The following is a 19,373-nucleotide window of genomic DNA, read 5'->3' as shown; positions in this document are numbered from 1 at the left end:
AGTTATCACATTATATTTACATATGTTTCAAGGAGGATTCCCATGAGTTTCTTAGCAAAACAAGACCCTAATGTTAAAGCAGTTATCGATCAAGAATTAATGCGTCAACGCGATAAATTAGAAATGATCGCTTCTGAAAATATCGTATCCCAAGCCGTTATGGAAGCTCAAGGTAGTGTATTAACTAATAAATACGCCGAAGGCTACCCTGGCAAACGTTATTATGGTGGCTGCGAACATGTGGATGTAGTAGAAACATTGGCTATTGAACGCGCTAAACGTTTGTTTGGTGCAGAACATGCAAATGTACAACCACATTCTGGGTCTCAAGCTAACTTTGCTGTATATTTTGCTATGTTAAAACCTGGTGATACTATTGTAGGTATGAACTTGTCCCATGGTGGTCACTTAACACATGGTTCTCCTGTAAACGTATCTGGTACATATTTCAATGTTGTTCCTTACGGTGTTAATGCAGAAACTCAACAAATCGACTATGATGAATTCCGCAAAATCGTATTAGAAGCAAAACCTAAATTGATCATTGCTGGTGGTAGTGCTTACAGCCGTCAAATCGACTTCAAGAAAATGGCTGATGTAGCTCACGAAGTAGGCGCTATTTTCATGGTAGACATGGCTCACTTTGCTGGCCTTGTAGCTGCTGGCTTACATCCAAATCCAGTAGAATATGCTGATATCGTTACAACTACAACACATAAAACATTGCGTGGTCCTCGTGGCGGTATGATTTTGTGCAAAGAAGAATATGCAAAAGCTATTGATAAAGCTGTATTCCCTGGTATCCAAGGTGGTCCTTTGATGCATGTTATCGCTGCAAAAGCTGTTGCATTAGGTGAAGCTCTACAACCAGAATTTAAAGAATACGCTGAACAAGTTATTAAAAATGCAAAAGTATTGGCTGCTGAATTGATGGCTAAAGGTTTGACTATCGTTTCTGGTGGTACAGATACACATGTTATGCTCGTAGATGTGCGCAATACAGGTTTAACTGGTAAAGAAGCAGAACATCTTCTTGACGAAATCGGCATCACAGCTAATAAAAATACAATTCCATTCGACCCAGCTAGCCCATTTGTAACTAGTGGTGTTCGTTTAGGTACACCTGCATTGACTACACGTGGTCTTAAAGAAGACGATATGAAAGAAATTGCAGATATCATTGCTACAGTACTTCAAAACCCAGAAGATACAGCAAAACACCAAGATGCTGCAAAACGCGTAGCTGCATTATGTGAAAAATATCCTTTATACCCTAACTTATAATTTATAGGTATTGGTATAGTAAGAACCCAAAAGGGTGAGCAAGAGTTTTTCTTGCTCACCCTTTTTATGTTGTAGTGGTCATATTTATATGGCAGGATTTGTAAATATGTGATAGAGTATGTATGAATAGTAAAAGGCCGAAATAATGATTTCGGATTCGGATTGTTTTTATAGGGGGCATAATCATGAACGTTAATGTTATGACACATCCATTGATTCATCATAAGGTTACATTGATGCGTGATGTACAAACAGGTTCAAAAGATTTCCGCGAATTATTAGATGAAATTACATTGTTGATGGGCTATGAAATTACACGTAATTTGCCATTAGAAGATGTAGAAGTGCAAACACCATTGACTAAGATGACAGGTAAACGCATTGCCGGTAAAAAATTAGGCATTATTCCAATTTTGCGTGCTGGTCTTGGCATGGTAAATGGCATGCTTAGCTTGATTCCAACAGCTAAGGTTGGTCATGTCGGTTTATATCGTGATCCAGAAACATTAAAACCAGTAGAATATTATTGCAAATTACCTAGCGACGTGGGCGAACGCGATTTCATCGTTACCGATCCAATGCTTGCTACTGGTGGTAGTGCATCTGCAGCGATTACGTTGTTGAAAGAAAAAGGTGCTAAGAGCATTAAATTGATGTGCCTCGTAGCGGCTCCTGAAGGTGTAGAAGTTGTTAATAAGGAACATCCTGATGTACCTATTTATGTAGCAGCTCTTGATGAAACATTGAATGAACATGGCTATATCTTGCCTGGTTTAGGGGATGCTGGGGACCGTATCTTCGGTACTAAATAGATAATTTTGGGGAAATTAGGGGGAGTTGTGTTATTATGAAATATTTTTTGGGGTATATATTCTCTACTTTTATTTCTATGTTTTATATTCTTTGTGTATTTCCACCGGGAGGAGATAGACCAATACCATTGTCTATTATATTGGGGATAATTGCTATGATTCCGGCTATTATTGCTAATAATAAAGGTCGTTCTTTTTGGGGATGGCTTATTTATGGTAATTTTTTGTGGATTATAGCCTTAATTCATTCAATCGTACTTACTGATAATGACAATGCTATGAAGAAAAATAGTGATTTAAAAAAATGTCCATTTTGCGGTGAGTTTATTCGTCAAGAAGCTGTTAAATGTAGATATTGTCAATCCGAATTGCCAGTAGATACCATTAAATAAAAGATACATCAAGTAAAGACGCCCGAAAGGGCGTTTTTACTTGAATAAAGTTGTAATAAGGTATAAAATAATTGTGTAGAAGTATTTTTTTATTCTAGGTGGGACTAATTTTGTTTGTCTGGGACGAATATCGTTATCCTTATCAAAGGGTAAAGGAGGAACCCTATGAATGAGTTGTTAATGGTATGCGAGCGTATAGCACCGGAATTAATGACAGTCTTAAAGGATCGCTACAAATTATTGAGCCATCTAGCCTATGAAGAACCTCTCGGCCGTAGGAGTTTAGCTCTAGCTACGGATATATCAGAACGTGCGGTACGTTCTCATGTTGATGCATTGCGCGGTAATGGATTAGTTGAAATCTCTAAACCTGGTATCTATCTAAGTGCTGAAGGACGAGAACTAGTTCCCAAATTAAGGGGTATTCTTTATGAATACGAACGTGTTGGTGAATTAGAGCAACAGTTAAAAGCGGCGTTACATATTGATGATGTGATTATCACACCTAGTGAAGGCTCATTGATGTTAAAGCGCTTAGGCTTTACTGCTGCCAAAGTGGTTCAACGTATGGTAACCGATGAGTCTGTCGTAGCTGTTAGTGGCGGTAGTACCATGGCAGCCATGGCTGATGAAATGCCTAGTAGTGTGTTGCATCCTGTGGTTGTACCAGCCCGTGGTGGTGTTGGTGAAGTCGTTGAATATCAAGCGAATGTAATCGCCTCTGTATTAGCAGAACGTTGGCATGGCTCGTATAAGATGCTTCATTTACCAGATGGGCTATCCAAAGATTCCCTAGATATGCTTGTAACATTAGAACCACAAATCAAGGAGATTAGCGAATTAATCCATAGAACTGATATATTAGTTTTTGGTATTGGTCAAGCACTCCATATGGCCGATGTACGACATATACCGGATGGTGTGCGCCGTCAACTTGTTGATAGCGATGCTGTAGGTGAAGCATTAGGTCAGTATTGCTCTATGGATGGTTCTATCGTCTATGCGACGAACAACATAGGGCTTTCATTAAGGGATATAGTAAATATACCACATGTTATAGCTGTAGCAGGTGGCTTTGATAAAGCTAGTGCAATTATCAGCGTTATGAGGTCTTGTAAAAAGGGCATTCTCATAATAGATGATCAAGCAGCAGAAGGTATGCGTCAATTACTAAATATTCCTGCATTATAATTTAGTTTATCATTTTTAAGTATTATATAGTTCTTTTGAGGAGGACAAAACAATGGCAGTTAAAGTTGGTATTAATGGTTTCGGTCGTATTGGTAAATGTGTAGTACGTGCGGCAATTAATAATCCAGATGTTGAAGTAGTAGCTATTAATGCAACTGGTGATAATGAAGGTACTGCATTATTGTTAAAATACGATTCCGTACATGGTACAATCCCTAATGAAGTAACATTTGATGACGAAAACATTTATGTAGATGGTAAACGTATTCGCGTATTCCATGACCGTGATGCTTCTAAATTGCCTTGGTCTGAAGAAGGCGTTGAAATCGTTATGGAATGTACTGGTAAATACCGTGATGCAGAGGAAGCAAAGGTTCATTTGAATCAACCTACTGTAAAAAAAGTATTGATTTCTGCACCTGGTAAAAATGAAGATTTAACAATGGTTATGGGCGTTAACCAAGATATGTACGATCCTGCAAAACACCACATCATTTCTAATGCATCTTGCACAACAAACTGCTTAGCTCCATTTGCTAAAGTATTGTGCGATGAATTCGGCATTAAACGCGGTATGATGACTACAATTCATTCTTATACAAATGACCAAAAAATTCTTGATGCACGTCATAAAGACCCACGCCGTGCTCGTGCAGCAGCTATGTCCATCATTCCTACAACAACTGGTGCAGCAAAGGCTGTTGCTAAAGTATTGCCTCAATTAAAAGGAAAATTAGACGGTTTTGCATTGCGCGTTCCTACTCCAGACGTATCTGCTACTGATCTTGTTTGCGAACTTGAAAAACCTGCTACTAAAGAAGAAATCAACGAAGCATTCCGTAAAGCAGCAGCTGGCAAATTAAAAGGCATTCTTGGCGTGTCCGATGTGCCATTGGTATCCTGTGATTTCAGCTCTGATCCTCGTAGTTCCATTGTTGATGCTGATTTGACAATGGTTATGGATGGTAATATGGTGAAAGTTGTTTCTTGGTACGATAACGAATGGGGCTATTCAGAACGCCTTATCGATATGGCAGCTTTCGTAGCTAGTAAAGGTCTATAATGGGAGGAAATTCTAGGATGAAATTAACCATTTTAGATATGAATGTAGATAATAAACGCGTCTTTGTACGCGTGGATTTCAATGTGCCTATGAAGGATGGTGTTATCACTGATGACACTCGTATCCGTGGTGCACTAGAAACAATCAAATATTTAATCGACCACAATGCTAAGGTAATTCTTGCATCTCACTTTGGTCGTCCAAAGGGTGAACGTAAACCGGATATGACATTGGCTCCTTGTGCTAAACGTTTATCTGAGCTTATCAATAAACCAGTTGCATTTGTAGATGATTGTGTTGGTCCTAAGGTTGAGTCAGCTGTTGAAGCATTACAACCTGGCGATGTATTGATGCTTGAAAACTTGCGTTACCACAATGAAGAAACTAAAAATGATCCTGAGTTTGCTAAACAATTAGCATCTCTTGCTGATGTAGCTATCAATGATGCATTTGGTGTATCCCATCGTAATGCAGCATCTGTAGTTGGCATTGCTGATTACATCCCTATGGGTGCAGGTTTCTTACTTAAAAAAGAAATTGATGCACTAAGTGCAGCTGTAGTACATCCAAAAACACCTATGGCTGCCATTATCGGTGGTGCTAAGGTAACAGATAAGATTTCTGTTATTTCCAATCTATTACCTAAGGTAGATGTTATGATTATCGGCGGCGGTATGGCGAATGCTTTCATTAAGGCTCAAGGCTGTAACATCGGTAGTTCCTTATATGAAGATGGTCAAGATGCTATCGCTACAGATTTAGTTATGGAGGCACGCGTTGCAGGTGCTAGATTATTGACACCTATCGATGCTGTAGTGGCAGATGCTTTCAGCAATGATGCGAACACAAAAATCGTGGATGTCGATAACATCGAAGATGGCTGGATGATTTTGGATATCGGTCCTAAAACACGTGACCTATATACAGAAGCATTGGCTAATATGAAAACTATCATTTGGAATGGCCCAATGGGCGTATTTGAAATGGATAATTTTGCAGCTGGTACGAATGCAGTAGCTAAAGCCGTTGCAGAATCTGATGCCATGACTATCGTTGGTGGTGGTGATTCTGTAGCTGCTATTGAAAAAAGCGGCTTAGCAGATAAAATTAGCCATATTTCGACTGGTGGCGGTGCATCCCTTGAATTATTGGAAGGTAAGGTTTTGCCAGGTATTGCTGCTTTAACAGAGGCCTAATATGAGAAAACAAATTATTGCAGGAAACTGGAAGATGAACGGAACCATTGCATCTGGTTCTATCTTGATTGAAGCATTTACTAGTTTTCTAGGTGATAAAGATTTGGACTGTGACGTAGTTGTATGTCCGCCCTTTACTGCGCTTGAGAGAGCTGTGTCCTTAACACGAGATACACAGGTTGACGTAGGGGCTCAAAATATGGATTATCATGATGCCGGTGCATTTACAGGCGAAGTTTCTCCGTTGATGTTAACGGAACTCGGTGTGTCCTATGTCATCATTGGCCATTCCGAACGCCGTGAGTACTATGGTGAAACAGATGCTATGGTTAATGAAAAGATTAAGAGTGCATTTCATCATAATTTGCAACCTATTGTCTGTGTTGGTGAAAGCCTTGCTCAGAGAGAGGCAAATGAAACGATTTCTTTCATTCACGGACAATTACAATGTGCATTACAAGATATTCCAGCGGATCAAGTGGAACAATTGATTGTCGCTTATGAACCAATTTGGGCTATTGGTACGGGCAAGACTGCGACTGCTGATCAAGCAGAGGAAGTATGTAAATCTATACGTGATTATATAGCGGAGCTATATACCTCTGCTGTAGCAGAATCAGTTCGAATTCAATATGGTGGTAGTGTAAAGGCTAATAATGCGCGTGAAATTTTAAGTGAGCCTAATATTGATGGGGCCCTCGTTGGAGGCGCTTCGTTAATCGTGGATGAATTTAATGAAATCATCATGGCGGCTCAAGACGTAAGTAAATAACATACTAGAGGTATAAATATGGCAAAATTACAGGCACCCGTAATGCTAGTCATCCTAGATGGCTTTGGTATGGGGGACCAAACAGATACGACGAATGCCGTAGTACAAGCAAAACCAAGTTATTTTAATTATTTGTGGGATACGTATCCTCATACAACATTACAAGCTTCAGGTCTTGCAGTCGGTTTGCCAGAAGGGCAAATGGGTAATTCAGAAGTTGGACATCTCAACCTTGGTTCAGGCCGTATTGTATATCAAGACTTAACGCGTATTACGAAGGATGTAGAGAGTGGCGAGTTTTTTCAAAAGCCTGTAATACAAGAGTTATACAAGCATGCTAAGCATGGTAAATTACAAATTATTGGCCTTGTATCTGATGGCAATGTACATTGTTCTTTAGAGCATATTAAGGCCGTAATTGCTGGTGCTAAACATGAAGGCATTAAAGAGGTATATGTACATGCGCTTCTCGATGGACGCGATGTACCACCACAATCAGCATTAACCTATCTTAATGATTTAGAATCCTTTATGTCCGATATAAACTGTGGGAAAATTGCTACTGTAAGTGGCCGTTACTATGGGATGGATCGCGATAACCGGTGGGACCGTGAGGAATTAGCCTATAATGCTATTGTCAATGGTGTTGGTAATAAGGCTAATTCTGCGTATGACGCTGTTACACAATCCTATAATGATGGTGTGAATGATGAATTTGTAGTGCCTACAGTTATCGATCCAAACGGGATGATTTCTGATGGCGATGCCGTTATATTCTGTAACTTTAGACCTGATAGAGCTCGTGAATTGACGAAGGCTTTAACTTTACCTGATTTTGAAGGTTTTAAACGAGAACCTATATCTATCTTTATGGCGACAATGACCAAATATGAAGATGGATTACCTGTTCATATCGTCTATGAAAAGGATACGTTACATCATACATTAGGTGAAGTCCTTGCTAAGGGGGGCTATCGTCAATTACGTATTGCTGAAACCGAGAAATACGCACATGTAACATATTTCTTTAATGGCGGTAATGAGGTTCCCTTTGAAGGTGAAGACCGCATTCTTGTGCCTTCTCCAGCAGTGGCAACCTACGATTTGCAACCTGAAATGAGTGCTCCTAAGGTAACCGATAAGGTAGTTGATGCCATTCATAGTGGTCAATACGATATGATTATCCTAAATTATGCAAATCCAGATATGGTAGGGCATACAGGCGATTTTAAAGCTGCAGTGAAAGCAATTCAAACTGTGGATGCAGGATTAGAACGTATTGCGAAGGCTATATTAGAGGTTGGAGGAAAGCTTTTAGTTACCGCCGATCATGGTAATGCAGAGCAAATGGTCAATCATGAGACTGGAAAACCTCATACAGCCCATACAACGAATGTTGTGCCATTGATTTTAGTGGGAGCTCAGGATATACATAAACAACTTAAATCAGGTAAATTATGTGATATTGCACCGACAATGTTAGCGTTGGCTCATATTGATAAGCCAAGTAATATGACCGGTGAAAGTTTGTTATTAGATTAATTTAGTATATAAATAAGAGGTAGTATTATGGCAGTAATTGAACAAGTCGTAGCTCGTGAAATTTTGGATTCTCGTGGTAATCCTACAGTAGAAGTAGAAGTATGTTTGGAAGATGGTACAATTGCAACAGCTGCAGTTCCTTCTGGTGCATCTACGGGGATGTTTGAAGCAGTAGAACTTCGTGATGGCGATAAAAAACGCTATGGTGGCAAAGGTGTTTTACAAGCTGTAGACAATGTAAATGCTAAAATTGGCCCAGCTATTATCGGTTATGATGCGACTGAACAAGTGGCGATTGATAACTTAATGCTTAAACTTGATGGCACAGATAACAAAGCTAACTTGGGTGCCAATGCAATTTTAGGTGTATCTATGGCTGTAGCACGTGCTGCTGCTGAATCTTTAGATTTGCCTTTGTTCTTATATCTAGGTGGTTTTAATGCTAAAGAACTTCCTGTTCCTATGATGAATATTCTAAATGGTGGTGCTCATGCTGATAATAACGTAGACCTTCAAGAGTTTATGATTATGCCAGTAGGGGCCAAAACATTTAGCGATGCATTGCGTAGCTGTGCAGAAGTATATCACACATTGAAATCCGTGCTTCACGATAAAGGCCTCAGCACTGCTGTAGGCGATGAAGGCGGTTTTGCACCAAATTTAGCTTCCAATGAAGAAGCTTTGGAAGTAATCTGCGAAGCTATTAAACGTGCTGGTTATGAACTTGGTACAGATTTTAAATTAGCTCTCGATGTGGCTTCTAGTGAAATCTATAAAGATGGTAAATATCATCTAGAAGGCGAAGGCAAAGTATTGAGCGCTAGCGAAATGGTTGACTTCTATGAATACTTAGTCGATAAATATCCTATCGTATCTATCGAAGATGGCCTTGCAGAAGAAGATTGGGATGGATGGAAAGTATTAACCGAACGCCTTGGTAAACGTGTTCAACTCGTAGGTGATGATTTATTCGTTACTAATACAAAACGCCTTGAAAAGGGTATCGACCTTGGCGTAGCTAATTCTATTCTTGTCAAAGTAAATCAAATTGGTACATTAACTGAAGCCTTTGATGCTATGGAAACTGCAAAACGCGCTGGCTACACATGCGTAGTATCTCACCGTTCCGGTGAAACAGAAGATACATTTATTGCAGATATTGCAGTAGCTGTTAATGCGGGCCAAATTAAAACAGGTGCTCCTGCACGTTCTGAACGTGTTGCTAAATATAATCAATTGCTTCGCATCGAAGAAATGTTATACGAAACAGCACAATATAAAGGCGATGCAGTATTTTATAATTTGAAAAAATAGAATAATACATTTTATTTTAGAATAACATACTAGATAAGAGACTCTTTTGAGTAGTGAAAACTCAAGAGAGTCTCTTTTTTGTTGTTTTTTTGCGTACCTGTACACGCATTGTGGATTTTTTAGAAATAAAGAGGAGTTTTTCTTGTTGTACAGAATTACATAGTGCAATGAGCAGAGGTGATGTATAAACACACCGCAAGGTATGAAGGAGGGGGTGACATTGTATGTAGATGTTGCATTAGATTCAATCATTACATATGCCATTACGATTAGTGCTAGTGATATACATTTTGATCCTATTCCAGATGGCGTACAAGTGCGATTGAGAATTGATGGATTATTAACGGATTATATGTTTATCGATGCTACTGATGCGGATATGATTGTGAACCGCATCAAGGTATTCAGTGGCATGGATATTAGCGAAAAGAGATTGCCACAAGATGGACGATGGGAATGGACAGCTAAATCGTATGCTGTCACCATGCGTGTATCTAGTTTGCCTAGTCTATATGGTGAGGCCATCGTGTGTCGCCTAATGGGAAATGAAGGGGTGCATAAAAATCTATTAGAACTGGGTATGTCAGCCAATCTACAAGAGAAGATTATTGCATTACTAAAACGTCCTTATGGGCTTATTACCATTTGTGGACCTACGGGAAGTGGTAAAACGGCTACCTTATATGCCATGTTACGCATGTTGAATTTAAAAGAAACAAAACTTATATGTTTAGAGGATCCTGTAGAAGCGGCCATTGATGGAGCTATTCAAATAGGGATTAATGAAAAGATTGGATTTACCTTTTCGAAAGGGTTACGCACTGTATTGCGGCAAGATCCTGACTCTATTATGATTGGTGAAATACGAGACCATGAGACGGCACAGCTAGCTGTAAAAGCCGCCTTAACCGGACATCGTGTAATTACCACGGTTCATACGAATACCGCACTAGGTGTTATTGGACGCCTTATTGATATGGGAGTTGAACCATATTTATTACATGCTACGTTAATTGGCTCACTATCTCAGCGTCTCGTAAGACGTATTAATAGCACTACAAATTCTTATCAAGGGCGATTAGGTTTGTTTGAATATGTAGAGATACCGTCTAGTGATATTGATTGGAATCATGTTGATACATATCTATATGTTTCACTGCAAGATTCGGCGCAGACTGCTATTAATTCGGGCATTACAACAGTAGAGGAGGTACATCGTGCAGGCATCTTATTGTGATTGTGTAGTGACAACCGACTCGATGATAACAATAGAAGATGTAATTTCCCTATCGTTAGAGCATAGTGCTACTGATATACATTTAGAGGTGGGAACACCGATTTATATTCGAGCCGCTAATGGGTTGGAATCTATTTCAAGTATTTGCAGTGTGGATATGATTAAAGATGTATTACAACGATGTGGCGTCACACATGATGAATGGCACTCTGTAGATAATGCTTTCACCAGCAATGGCATTCGAATTCGGGCTCATATTTATAGGGCTAATCATAGAATTTGTGGAACATTGAGACTACTCTGTCATGCTAATTTATCGCTTGATACATCTAAAGATAGCGATGTATTAAAACAAATTTGTGAATATCATGATGGGTTAGTCCTTGTTACAGGCCCTACAGGTAGTGGCAAATCATATACCTTAGCTTGTTGCATAGAATATATAAATAAAACTATGAATAAACACATAATAACGTTAGAAGATCCTGTGGAATATGAGTTCATACCATTGCAGTCAATTATTCATCAGCGCCAACTCGGAATTGATGTGGATTCGATGGCGCATGGGATACGTGATGCCTTACGAGAGGATCCAGATGTCATTATGGTAGGAGAGTTGAGAGACCGAGATACGTTAGAGGCCGCATTACATGCTGCGGAAACAGGTCATCTTGTGCTTGCAACCATGCATACACAACGAGCAGTTATGGCCGTGCAACGCATGATATCTTTATTTCCTGGTGAACAACAAGATGAAGTGCGCAGTCAAGTATCACAAGTATTGCGTGCGGTCATATGTCAACGTTTGTTACGATGGGAATCCTCGTTTATAACAATACGGGATATTCTGTTAAATACGAATGCAGTGGCAAATCTAATTAGAAATCGAAAGGAACCTCAAATTGTTTCAATCCAAGAAACGCAGGCCCCTATGAAGACATTAGAAATGGCAGTGCGTGATGTAAAAACGCAATATGGATCAGTTCACCAATTACATGCTTTATTGGAACAACAATTATAATAGAGGAATTACATGAATGCTTATGAATATACAGCGATAACAACAGACAAGAAAAGAATACAAGGCTTATTATGGGCCGATTCTGAGGATGAGGTTAGCACTAAACTCAAGTTAGAAGGATATGTCATTTGTAGTATAGCTAAATCCTCTAGCAAATCGGTACGTTGGAATCATAAACAAGTGAGTACCACAGCATATCAACTGGGATTATTGCTACAATCAGGTATTTCCCTTAGGCGTTCGCTAGAACTTTTAATGGATGGCTCAAAAACGATGTTATATCGCTCTTTATACGAGGGTATACAACGAGGCCAACCTTTATCAGAGGCTCTTCGAGAAAAGGGGTTTCCTCCTATAGCCTTGGCATTGCTTGAAAGTGGTGAAATGTCAGGGAATGTTGGGGAAGCTTTGCAGTATATAGCTTCTTATTATGAACGAGAACGAAAATACCAACAAAAGATAGTAAGTGCTATTTCATATCCCTTATTCTTACTGGTGCTTATGAATGTATTTTTCTTGGTTACTATATTATTTATTATTCCATCGTTTACCCGCGTATTTGCTACTATGCATATAGAATTACCATGGATGACAAAAGGTTTATTTGTATTAGGAACTTCCCTTCGAGAACATCCATTACTGTATGTTAGTGGGCATGTGGTTTTTATTGGAATACTCATATATGCTTTTAAACAATCTGCAATTAGATATAGATTTGATAGATGGTTATGGCAGTTGGCTCAACATAATACATTTTTAACATCTCTATATTACACGAATATTTTACATATTTGGTCATTATTGCTAGATTCGGGAATTTCAATTATCAACACTATAGATATTACAAAGCATATATGGCGAAATTCGTATGGTGAATCCTGTAGTAATCAAGTTTATAACATGCTTTGTAAAGGACATTCTTTTTGTGAAAGTTTAAAATCATCGTCTGTAGGGAACCCATTTATATGGCAAATGGTCGCTGTTGGAGAAGAAAGTGGTGAATTGGTAGCCATGTTGAATCATTGTAGTCACTATTATGAATCGTTGTTAACACAATATATAGCAAGAATGGAGCGCCTTATGGAACCCATACTTCTCACCATTATGGGCGTTGGCATTGCAATCCTCGTTATATCCGTCATGTATCCATTATTTACATCAATATCATCTCTAGGTGGTCAATGAAAGGAGAGTTTTTAAAATGCTTATGTATTGTAGAGAACTACTAACTCAATTAGAACGATCGTTTCTTAGATATATTAGTTTGCGTCGTATGCAACGAACTAAACAAGGTGGATTTACACTGGTAGAACTTATGGTGGTAGTAGCTGTTATTGCTATTTTGGCAGCTATTGCAATGCCTCAATTTATGTCCGCTGCCGATAAGGCAAAGAATGCTAAACAAGTGGCAGATATGCAAATTATACGTAATGCGACACAACTCTATATGATTGATAAAAGTTTAGATACACCACCAACAGTAGAAAAATTATATCAAGAAGGTTACTTAACGGAGCATGTTAAAACTACAAAAGGTAAGGAATATGTTATTACCTATGAACAAGTTGCTGGTAATGCCGGTAAGTCTGTAGTCGTTACGGCCCCTGAAACATAAAGGATTTTGCAATGAAAGGGAGAAAGGAATATATCTGTTTAGTTATATGGATATTGTCAATTGTAATTCCATTAATGTATAGGGATTACACACTATTTGAAATTATATGTTATAGCTTCTTTTCACTATTTCTCGTAATAGGTGCTACCATTGATAAGCTATATTTCATATTACCCGATGAGGGTGCTATCGCTCTTACATGTATAGGTATCCTTTATAGTGTCGTTGAACAGTATGCAGTCATCGACACCTGTGTACATGTTCTAATCGTTGCTAGTATCAGTATTGCATTACGCATATTGAGTCGAGGTGGCCTTGGTTGGGGCGATATTAAATGGATGAGTGCTATATCCATATGGCTAACAAACATACAAATTATTGTTATGATTTACGTTTCTTGTTTGGCTAGTGTCCTCTATCTCTCCAGCTTATATAGTATTCGTAATACAGGTAGACGGTATATTCCTTTTGGCCCTTTTTTATGCATTGGTGCATGGAGTGCTTTGCATTTTGCTAATGTGTGGGAGGCGATATATTGGTCGGTGGTAAAACACATTATTGTAATGGCTCTATATTAGTAGAGTGGCTTGTGGCGATTACCATATTACTATCCTTGATTGGTATAGGTCTAAGTAGTATCGTTACCATACCATCCCGTCATGAGTTGAATAGAAGTACTGAAGAAGTCGTATTAGCTATTAAGAAGGTTCAATTATGGGCTATGTTAGGTCATCGGGATGAGCGGATGGCACAAGGTGAATTTATTTTAAAGAAACATTCCTATTCAATTCAAGAAGGGCTTATGCAGCATCATGTAGAGATAGAATTACCTGAACATATAGAAAGTGCTCATACGATGAAGCGCGTTTATTTTTCTGCGTATGGATTGCCTTATGATGGAACCGAATTTATTTTACAAGACATACAAACAGGTGCGACAAATCGCATATGGATCTCTGTACAAACAGGGCGTATTCGGTGGGAATCATTGTGATTATGATATGTGTACAAATAAGAATGTATTCAAACTACAAACATAGATTACGAACAGAACAATCTGGATTTTTATATGGTGATGCACTTATGGCGGTAACCTTAGTATTACTCATATTGCCAACCATTCTTTATGTCTTGAGCAGTACCTTATCGATGGTAAAGACTACATATACTCATGACTATATATTGCAGGATTCAGTATCTTATATAGAAGCAGGGAAAGCGGTATATGATGCTGGCGGTATACCAACAACAGGAATTATCTCATCATCGAATGGACATAATTTATCTAATATAACATTTAAACAAAGTGTTACAGAAGAAATGGTAAATGGTGTATCTATACTACGATTTAGCGTACAAGCCGTTGATAATGGAGTTACTCTTTATGAGATATCTACGTTTCTTGGACCGAGTCATCATTGAAAATCATAGGACAAAATCATTCAATGGATTTATATTACCATCTCTACTTATTAGCGTTTTGATTAGTTCCTTCGTGATTCTCGTAATCATGACAATATGCATGACGTGTTATATATGGACCGAGCGAATTGATGATAGCCTGGCCATGTTAGAGGATGGCCGTTATACAAGACGCGCCATCGTGTCTCATATTATTTGGAATCACTCTATGGTATCCATCAATGATAAGGGAGACCTGTTATCTATCAATGATACAAGCCGTACCGCGTTTACCGTTACTAGAAGAGCCTTATATAGAAAATTAAGTGATGGTAGCTTACAACCCTTGAGTGGAAGCCGCATCATAGGTACTGAAGATAAGCGTAAACTGGATGCTACCAAACCGTTTTCTATGAATTCTAATAGACTAGTTACTTTTAAATGGTCTATAAATAACCGTTTTAATAGTCAAACAGAGTATGCAAAAGGGTATGGAGGCATAGCACAGTATGAGGTGGCAACGGCGGTATCAACACATTCAGATTGGTTTAAAAGAACGAAGCATCTCTGACTATTCTTCTGGCATGGTTAGCTATGTAGCCATATATATTATGCTCATTTTATTAGTACTTATTTTAGGAATGAATAGGCTTGTAACCCTGTCACTAAGTAATACAACAGATGAAATGAGACTGATTGCATCTCATTATGCAGCAGAGCGTGGTGCACGATGGTTTTGTACATATTGCAATAACGATGGCCGTTGGGATTATAGCGAGGATATTGATGTGGAAAAAAACGATACTATCCATATATTTATTAAGGCAGATCCAAAGGTTACTAATCCAAAACATGTGATGAGCTATGCTGTATTAGATGGTGTATCAAGTCGTGTTCACATATATGTAAAAGAAAAAGAAAATCATACATTAGAGGTTATTAGTGTAAAACCATATTAAGGAGGACATCACTATGAAAGAGAAAAAACAGATACATACAGGGCTTTGTATTACTGACGATAGGATTGTTGCCACTACAGCACATATTGAAAATAAAACTATGATTATTACTGATGCAATGGAGATGAAACGGTCTAGCACAATTGATGAAGATATAGCTGAATTTATTAATACATATGATTTAGAAGAGGGTGAATATAGTATTGTCGCTTGTATACCTACGGAAATGACGATGGCTAGTTTTGATCCTCATGATTTTGATGTAAAGGAATTTATAAAGTGGAATATAGAAGATACATTTAATTTTGGCGAACATGAATTTGAACTTGATGCTTGTCGTAGAGAGTATCCACGACATAATTATTATTTGTTTTTAGCCGCCGTAGACCGGCATGAACTTGAATTACTACGCCAAGGTATACGCGATACATGTGCACCTGTTGATACTATTGATTGTTGGCCATTACCAGTTACGTATGGATTGATGCATAGAACAGGAACGGTTACGGGTATCGTAGAACCAGCCGGTATGCATTTATGGGCTTGGTGGAAGGATACTTGTGTGAAGGAATGTATTGTAAAGATAAATGGTGCAGATATTAGTACCGCATTGATTGAAATGGAAGAAATGTTGCAGCGATTTGGCGTAGAAGAAATTCAAGGTATACATTTTTATAATACTGATGATTTAAATGAAGAGCAGCGTATCGATATTAGTGCATTACAAGAGGTATACGGAAATACCGAATATATACCTATGATGTTTCTTGGACGAGGTCGCACGCGTTGCACATTAGGTGAATTGGATTGGGATATGGCGATTGGAATGGCTACGCGGGGGTTACGGTGGATTGGACAAGGATGGTAATGAAAGATTAATAAATTTTATGCCCCGTTCATTACGATGGTATATTTGGCTATGTAAATATAAGTTGTATATATACGCTACTGCAGGAGTGATTATATTACTCAGTGCTTTTTGTCTTGGTATGGGGGTCTATTCTTATAAAACTTATACTGAACAGGTAGCGAAGTACGAACAAATACAGATGGATGAACAATCCAAGCATATACGAGATCAATATCATGCTATGGAAGATACCATGTCTCGGTTATTACAACATGGCGCACAATTAGACAATCAATATTGTCTTGTTACATTATTGGATGGAGCTATGTCAACAAGAGGAACCATTACGTTACGACATATAGAATTTTCTGATGGAGGGTTTACTGTTGATGGTGATGCAACAAATGATGAAGCTTATCATTCGTATGTTCAATATATTCAAGCTCATATGAAACAGGTGATTTGTGATGGAAAACAACAAGTGGAAAAAGCAGATGGACCTTGTTCATTCCATTTGGATGGACATACAAAACAGCATGACACCAAACCTAAGGAGGATATTCCTAGCGTGTAGTATAAGTATTATGATTGCTTTTTCTTCATTATGGATATATAGATACTATACAGAGCAATGCGAAGCGGTGGTAGAGAACATTGAATATTACCAATTAGAAACAACAGTAAAAGAGCAATTTTTATCTTCTCATACATATGAGTTGATTTCATCCTTATTGCTGCATGAATATTGGGTAGATGATATATATCAAAGTATAAATAGAGAACCTTTAATTATAACGAGTAGTTCTCATCATGATGATGCATTAGATCTTACTCTAGTTGGAACCAGTCAATCCTTTTTATCTTGGTATAATATGGTGCAACAGAAGATAAAGTATTGTCATATACAGATTATGTCTATTGATACAAAAGGAAATAGTATATTTTTTACATGCAAGGTTACGCCATTAGTGATGTAAAGAAAATGAACATACAATAATGAGTAATAATTCTCATTATTGTATGTTCATTTTTGTTTTTATGCCAATTTTATAGTAAAATAAATTTTAACGTAAGAATAAGGGGCAATAGTAACATGATAGTAAAACGAAATATTATTCTCATTGGGTCCATGGGAAGTGGAAAAAGCCATTTTGGACGTAATCTAGCAGATTTAAAAGGATGGCAATTCGTGGATACCGATCGAGTATTGGAAGGTCGTTTTGGGTTGCCCATTGCAGAAATTTATAAAAAGATTGGCGAAAAAGCATTTCGTCGTGCTGAATTAGAGGTTCTAAAAAAAGTTTCCCTATATCACGAGGCGGTTATTAGTGTAGGTGGAAATTTTCCTATAGAGCATAGAACGCTTAGATCGCTTAAGAAATTTTCTTTTATTATAGGTATACGAGCGGCACAATACCGAATTGTAAGCCGCGTCAATCGTCGTGTGGGCAAACGACCAACGATGGATTATACCAATGTTTCTGCCTTTGTTCATAATATGATTCAGGCATGGAAGCCAGTATATAAACAGTGTGATTATGTATTGGATACGACTAATGGACGTACCTATGATTTTATGAAAGCAATTGAGCGTCAATTGGATACTATAGGTGTTCAATTTAAGGCGCGAAGACAACCCAAAACAACTGAAATTGTGTCTAAAGACATACAAGCTGAACCAAAGCAGCAGAAGGGAAATAGACATGAAAAAAATAGCATTACTAACAAGCGGCGGAGACGCACCAGGAATGAACGCAGCCATTCGCGCCACCACAAGAAAAGCAATCCATGAGGGCTTTAGCGTATATGGTATAGAACGAGGATTTGAGGGCATTATTAATAGTGAAATAAGACCCTTACACGCTCGTGATGTGGGCGGTATTATTACCACTGGCGGTACGATTCTTAGAACGGCTCGCTATCCAGAGTTTAAAAATTTAGATGTGCAGCAACGAGCCTATCGAATATTACAAGATTTTGGTATCGATCATTTAATCGTTATTGGCGGTGATGGATCACAAGCTGGTGCAGAGGCTCTGATGCGGCTCGGTCAATCTACGATAACCATTCCTTGTACCATAGATAACGATATGAATGGTACTCAATATACGATTGGTTTTGACACCGCACTTAATACTGTAGTTGATGCGGTAGGACGTATTCGCGATACATCAAACTCTCATGAACGAGTGGCTATAATCGAAGTCATGGGGCGTCATGCGGGACACATTGCATTACAAGCTGGGTTAGCGAGTGGTGCAGAGCTTGTATTAGTACCTGAATACCCAATGCCATTAGATGAGGTATGTGAACATATTAACAAAACCCATCAATTAGGTAAGGAATACAGTATTATACTCGTTGCTGAAGGGGCCTACTCTAGTGGTGAGGTTAAAGAGTATATTAAACAACATACATACTTTGATCCAAGTTTAACAGTTCTTGGCTATTTACAACGCGGTGGGGCACCATCTGCATTAGATGCCATTTTAGCCGCTCGTATGAGTGAGTTGGCAGTAGATTGCTTAGTACGCGGAGAGCATAACTGTATTACTGGGTATGTTGATGGCCAAATTCGAGCTATACCATATGATATTGCCAAAACAATGAAGTTTGGCATTGATAAACGTCAGTATGAATTAATCTCTATATTGAGTCATTAGAATGAATTCGTAAAATTATATTGTATAATCGATAAAATTCTAGTACAATATGGTAAATAAT

Annotated in this window: 23 protein-coding genes; all 23 read left to right on the top strand. The window is 38.3% G+C overall.

All coding sequences use genetic code 11. The annotated features are described in order from the left end of the window. Positions 1–42: 42 nt before the first annotated feature. A complete protein-coding gene (gene glyA / locus VIHSUH07_RS08350) occupies positions 43–1,284 on the top strand; it encodes a serine hydroxymethyltransferase (RefSeq protein ID WP_105084598.1) in 1,242 nt (413 codons plus the stop codon). Between the two features lie 185 nt (positions 1,285–1,469). After that, positions 1,470–2,096 carry a uracil phosphoribosyltransferase gene (upp, locus tag VIHSUH07_RS08345; RefSeq protein ID WP_005376354.1) on the top strand — a complete coding sequence of 209 codons (627 nt, stop codon included), beginning with the start codon at positions 1,470–1,472 and terminating at the stop codon, positions 2,094–2,096. Between the two features lie 35 nt (positions 2,097–2,131). Next, positions 2,132–2,488 (top strand): zinc ribbon domain-containing protein, encoded by a 357-nt coding sequence (locus VIHSUH07_RS08340; RefSeq protein WP_146104945.1) that lies wholly within the window; start codon positions 2,132–2,134, stop codon positions 2,486–2,488. 165 nt (positions 2,489–2,653) lie between these two features. Continuing rightward, on the top strand, positions 2,654–3,679 hold the full coding sequence (locus tag VIHSUH07_RS08335) for a sugar-binding transcriptional regulator (protein ID WP_105084596.1): 1,026 nt from the start codon (positions 2,654–2,656) through the stop codon (positions 3,677–3,679). Between the two features lie 52 nt (positions 3,680–3,731). Beyond that, entirely contained in the window at positions 3,732–4,742 is a 1,011-nt protein-coding gene (gene gap, locus VIHSUH07_RS08330) for a type I glyceraldehyde-3-phosphate dehydrogenase (RefSeq protein ID WP_105084595.1), read from the top strand. Between the two features lie 17 nt (positions 4,743–4,759). Continuing rightward, positions 4,760–5,938, top strand: a complete 1,179-nt coding sequence (locus tag VIHSUH07_RS08325; RefSeq protein ID WP_105084594.1) for a phosphoglycerate kinase — start codon at positions 4,760–4,762, stop codon at positions 5,936–5,938. Position 5,939: 1 nt separating this feature from the next. After that, positions 5,940–6,710 carry a triose-phosphate isomerase gene (tpiA, locus tag VIHSUH07_RS08320; RefSeq protein WP_105084593.1) on the top strand — a complete coding sequence of 257 codons (771 nt, stop codon included), beginning with the start codon at positions 5,940–5,942 and terminating at the stop codon, positions 6,708–6,710. An 18-nt stretch (positions 6,711–6,728) separates the two neighbouring features. Continuing rightward, positions 6,729–8,252: a 2,3-bisphosphoglycerate-independent phosphoglycerate mutase gene (gene gpmI, locus VIHSUH07_RS08315; protein ID WP_105084592.1), complete on the top strand. Its 1,524-nt coding sequence runs from the start codon at positions 6,729–6,731 to the stop codon at positions 8,250–8,252. A 27-nt stretch (positions 8,253–8,279) separates the two neighbouring features. Continuing rightward, the gene (eno, locus tag VIHSUH07_RS08310; protein ID WP_005379220.1) at positions 8,280–9,566 is read left to right on the top strand and encodes a phosphopyruvate hydratase; all 1,287 of its coding nucleotides are present in this window, start codon (positions 8,280–8,282) and stop codon (positions 9,564–9,566) included. A 220-nt stretch (positions 9,567–9,786) separates the two neighbouring features. Continuing rightward, a complete protein-coding gene (locus VIHSUH07_RS08305; RefSeq protein ID WP_105084591.1) occupies positions 9,787–10,803 on the top strand; it encodes a GspE/PulE family protein in 1,017 nt (338 codons plus the stop codon). Between the two features lie 22 nt (positions 10,804–10,825). Further along, positions 10,826–11,824, top strand: coding sequence for a type IV pilus twitching motility protein PilT (locus VIHSUH07_RS08300; protein ID WP_105084714.1), 999 nt, complete (start codon positions 10,826–10,828; stop codon positions 11,822–11,824). Between the two features lie 12 nt (positions 11,825–11,836). Beyond that, entirely contained in the window at positions 11,837–13,009 is a 1,173-nt protein-coding gene (locus tag VIHSUH07_RS08295) for a type II secretion system F family protein (RefSeq protein WP_105084590.1), read from the top strand. Positions 13,010–13,025: 16 nt separating this feature from the next. Beyond that, entirely contained in the window at positions 13,026–13,439 is a 414-nt protein-coding gene (locus tag VIHSUH07_RS08290; protein ID WP_005379173.1) for a competence type IV pilus major pilin ComGC, read from the top strand. Between the two features lie 11 nt (positions 13,440–13,450). Continuing rightward, positions 13,451–14,017, top strand: a complete 567-nt coding sequence (locus VIHSUH07_RS08285) for a prepilin peptidase (protein WP_105084589.1) — start codon at positions 13,451–13,453, stop codon at positions 14,015–14,017. Then, on the top strand, positions 13,975–14,433 hold the full coding sequence (locus VIHSUH07_RS08280) for a hypothetical protein (RefSeq protein WP_105084588.1): 459 nt from the start codon (positions 13,975–13,977) through the stop codon (positions 14,431–14,433). The genes VIHSUH07_RS08285 and VIHSUH07_RS08280 overlap by 43 nt, the downstream gene beginning before the upstream one ends. Positions 14,434–14,456: 23 nt before the next feature. Then, positions 14,457–14,861 (top strand): hypothetical protein, encoded by a 405-nt coding sequence (locus tag VIHSUH07_RS08275; RefSeq protein ID WP_233187841.1) that lies wholly within the window; start codon positions 14,457–14,459, stop codon positions 14,859–14,861. Beyond that, the gene (locus tag VIHSUH07_RS08270; protein ID WP_105084587.1) at positions 14,824–15,411 is read left to right on the top strand and encodes a hypothetical protein; all 588 of its coding nucleotides are present in this window, start codon (positions 14,824–14,826) and stop codon (positions 15,409–15,411) included. The genes VIHSUH07_RS08275 and VIHSUH07_RS08270 overlap by 38 nt, the downstream gene beginning before the upstream one ends. Beyond that, positions 15,350–15,799, top strand: a complete 450-nt coding sequence (locus tag VIHSUH07_RS09760) for a hypothetical protein (protein ID WP_233187840.1) — start codon at positions 15,350–15,352, stop codon at positions 15,797–15,799. The genes VIHSUH07_RS08270 and VIHSUH07_RS09760 overlap by 62 nt, the downstream gene beginning before the upstream one ends. Positions 15,800–15,812: 13 nt before the next feature. Further along, the gene (locus VIHSUH07_RS08260; RefSeq protein ID WP_105084585.1) at positions 15,813–16,667 is read left to right on the top strand and encodes a hypothetical protein; all 855 of its coding nucleotides are present in this window, start codon (positions 15,813–15,815) and stop codon (positions 16,665–16,667) included. 121 nt (positions 16,668–16,788) lie between these two features. After that, positions 16,789–17,223 (top strand): hypothetical protein, encoded by a 435-nt coding sequence (locus VIHSUH07_RS08255; protein WP_233187839.1) that lies wholly within the window; start codon positions 16,789–16,791, stop codon positions 17,221–17,223. Positions 17,224–17,233: 10 nt separating this feature from the next. After that, positions 17,234–17,626, top strand: a complete 393-nt coding sequence (locus VIHSUH07_RS08250) for a hypothetical protein (protein WP_038148034.1) — start codon at positions 17,234–17,236, stop codon at positions 17,624–17,626. A 116-nt stretch (positions 17,627–17,742) separates the two neighbouring features. Continuing rightward, on the top strand, positions 17,743–18,441 hold the full coding sequence (locus VIHSUH07_RS08245; RefSeq protein WP_016475674.1) for a shikimate kinase: 699 nt from the start codon (positions 17,743–17,745) through the stop codon (positions 18,439–18,441). Beyond that, a complete protein-coding gene (locus tag VIHSUH07_RS08240; RefSeq protein WP_233187846.1) occupies positions 18,398–19,312 on the top strand; it encodes an ATP-dependent 6-phosphofructokinase in 915 nt (304 codons plus the stop codon). The genes VIHSUH07_RS08245 and VIHSUH07_RS08240 overlap by 44 nt, the downstream gene beginning before the upstream one ends. The last annotated feature ends 61 nt before the right edge of the window (positions 19,313–19,373 follow it).

The organism is Veillonella sp. T34266-5 (assembly GCF_002959815.1).
Classification (GTDB): Bacteria; Bacillota; Negativicutes; order Veillonellales; family Veillonellaceae; genus Veillonella; species Veillonella atypica.
This window is presented reverse-complemented; position numbering and strand designations above follow the sequence as displayed.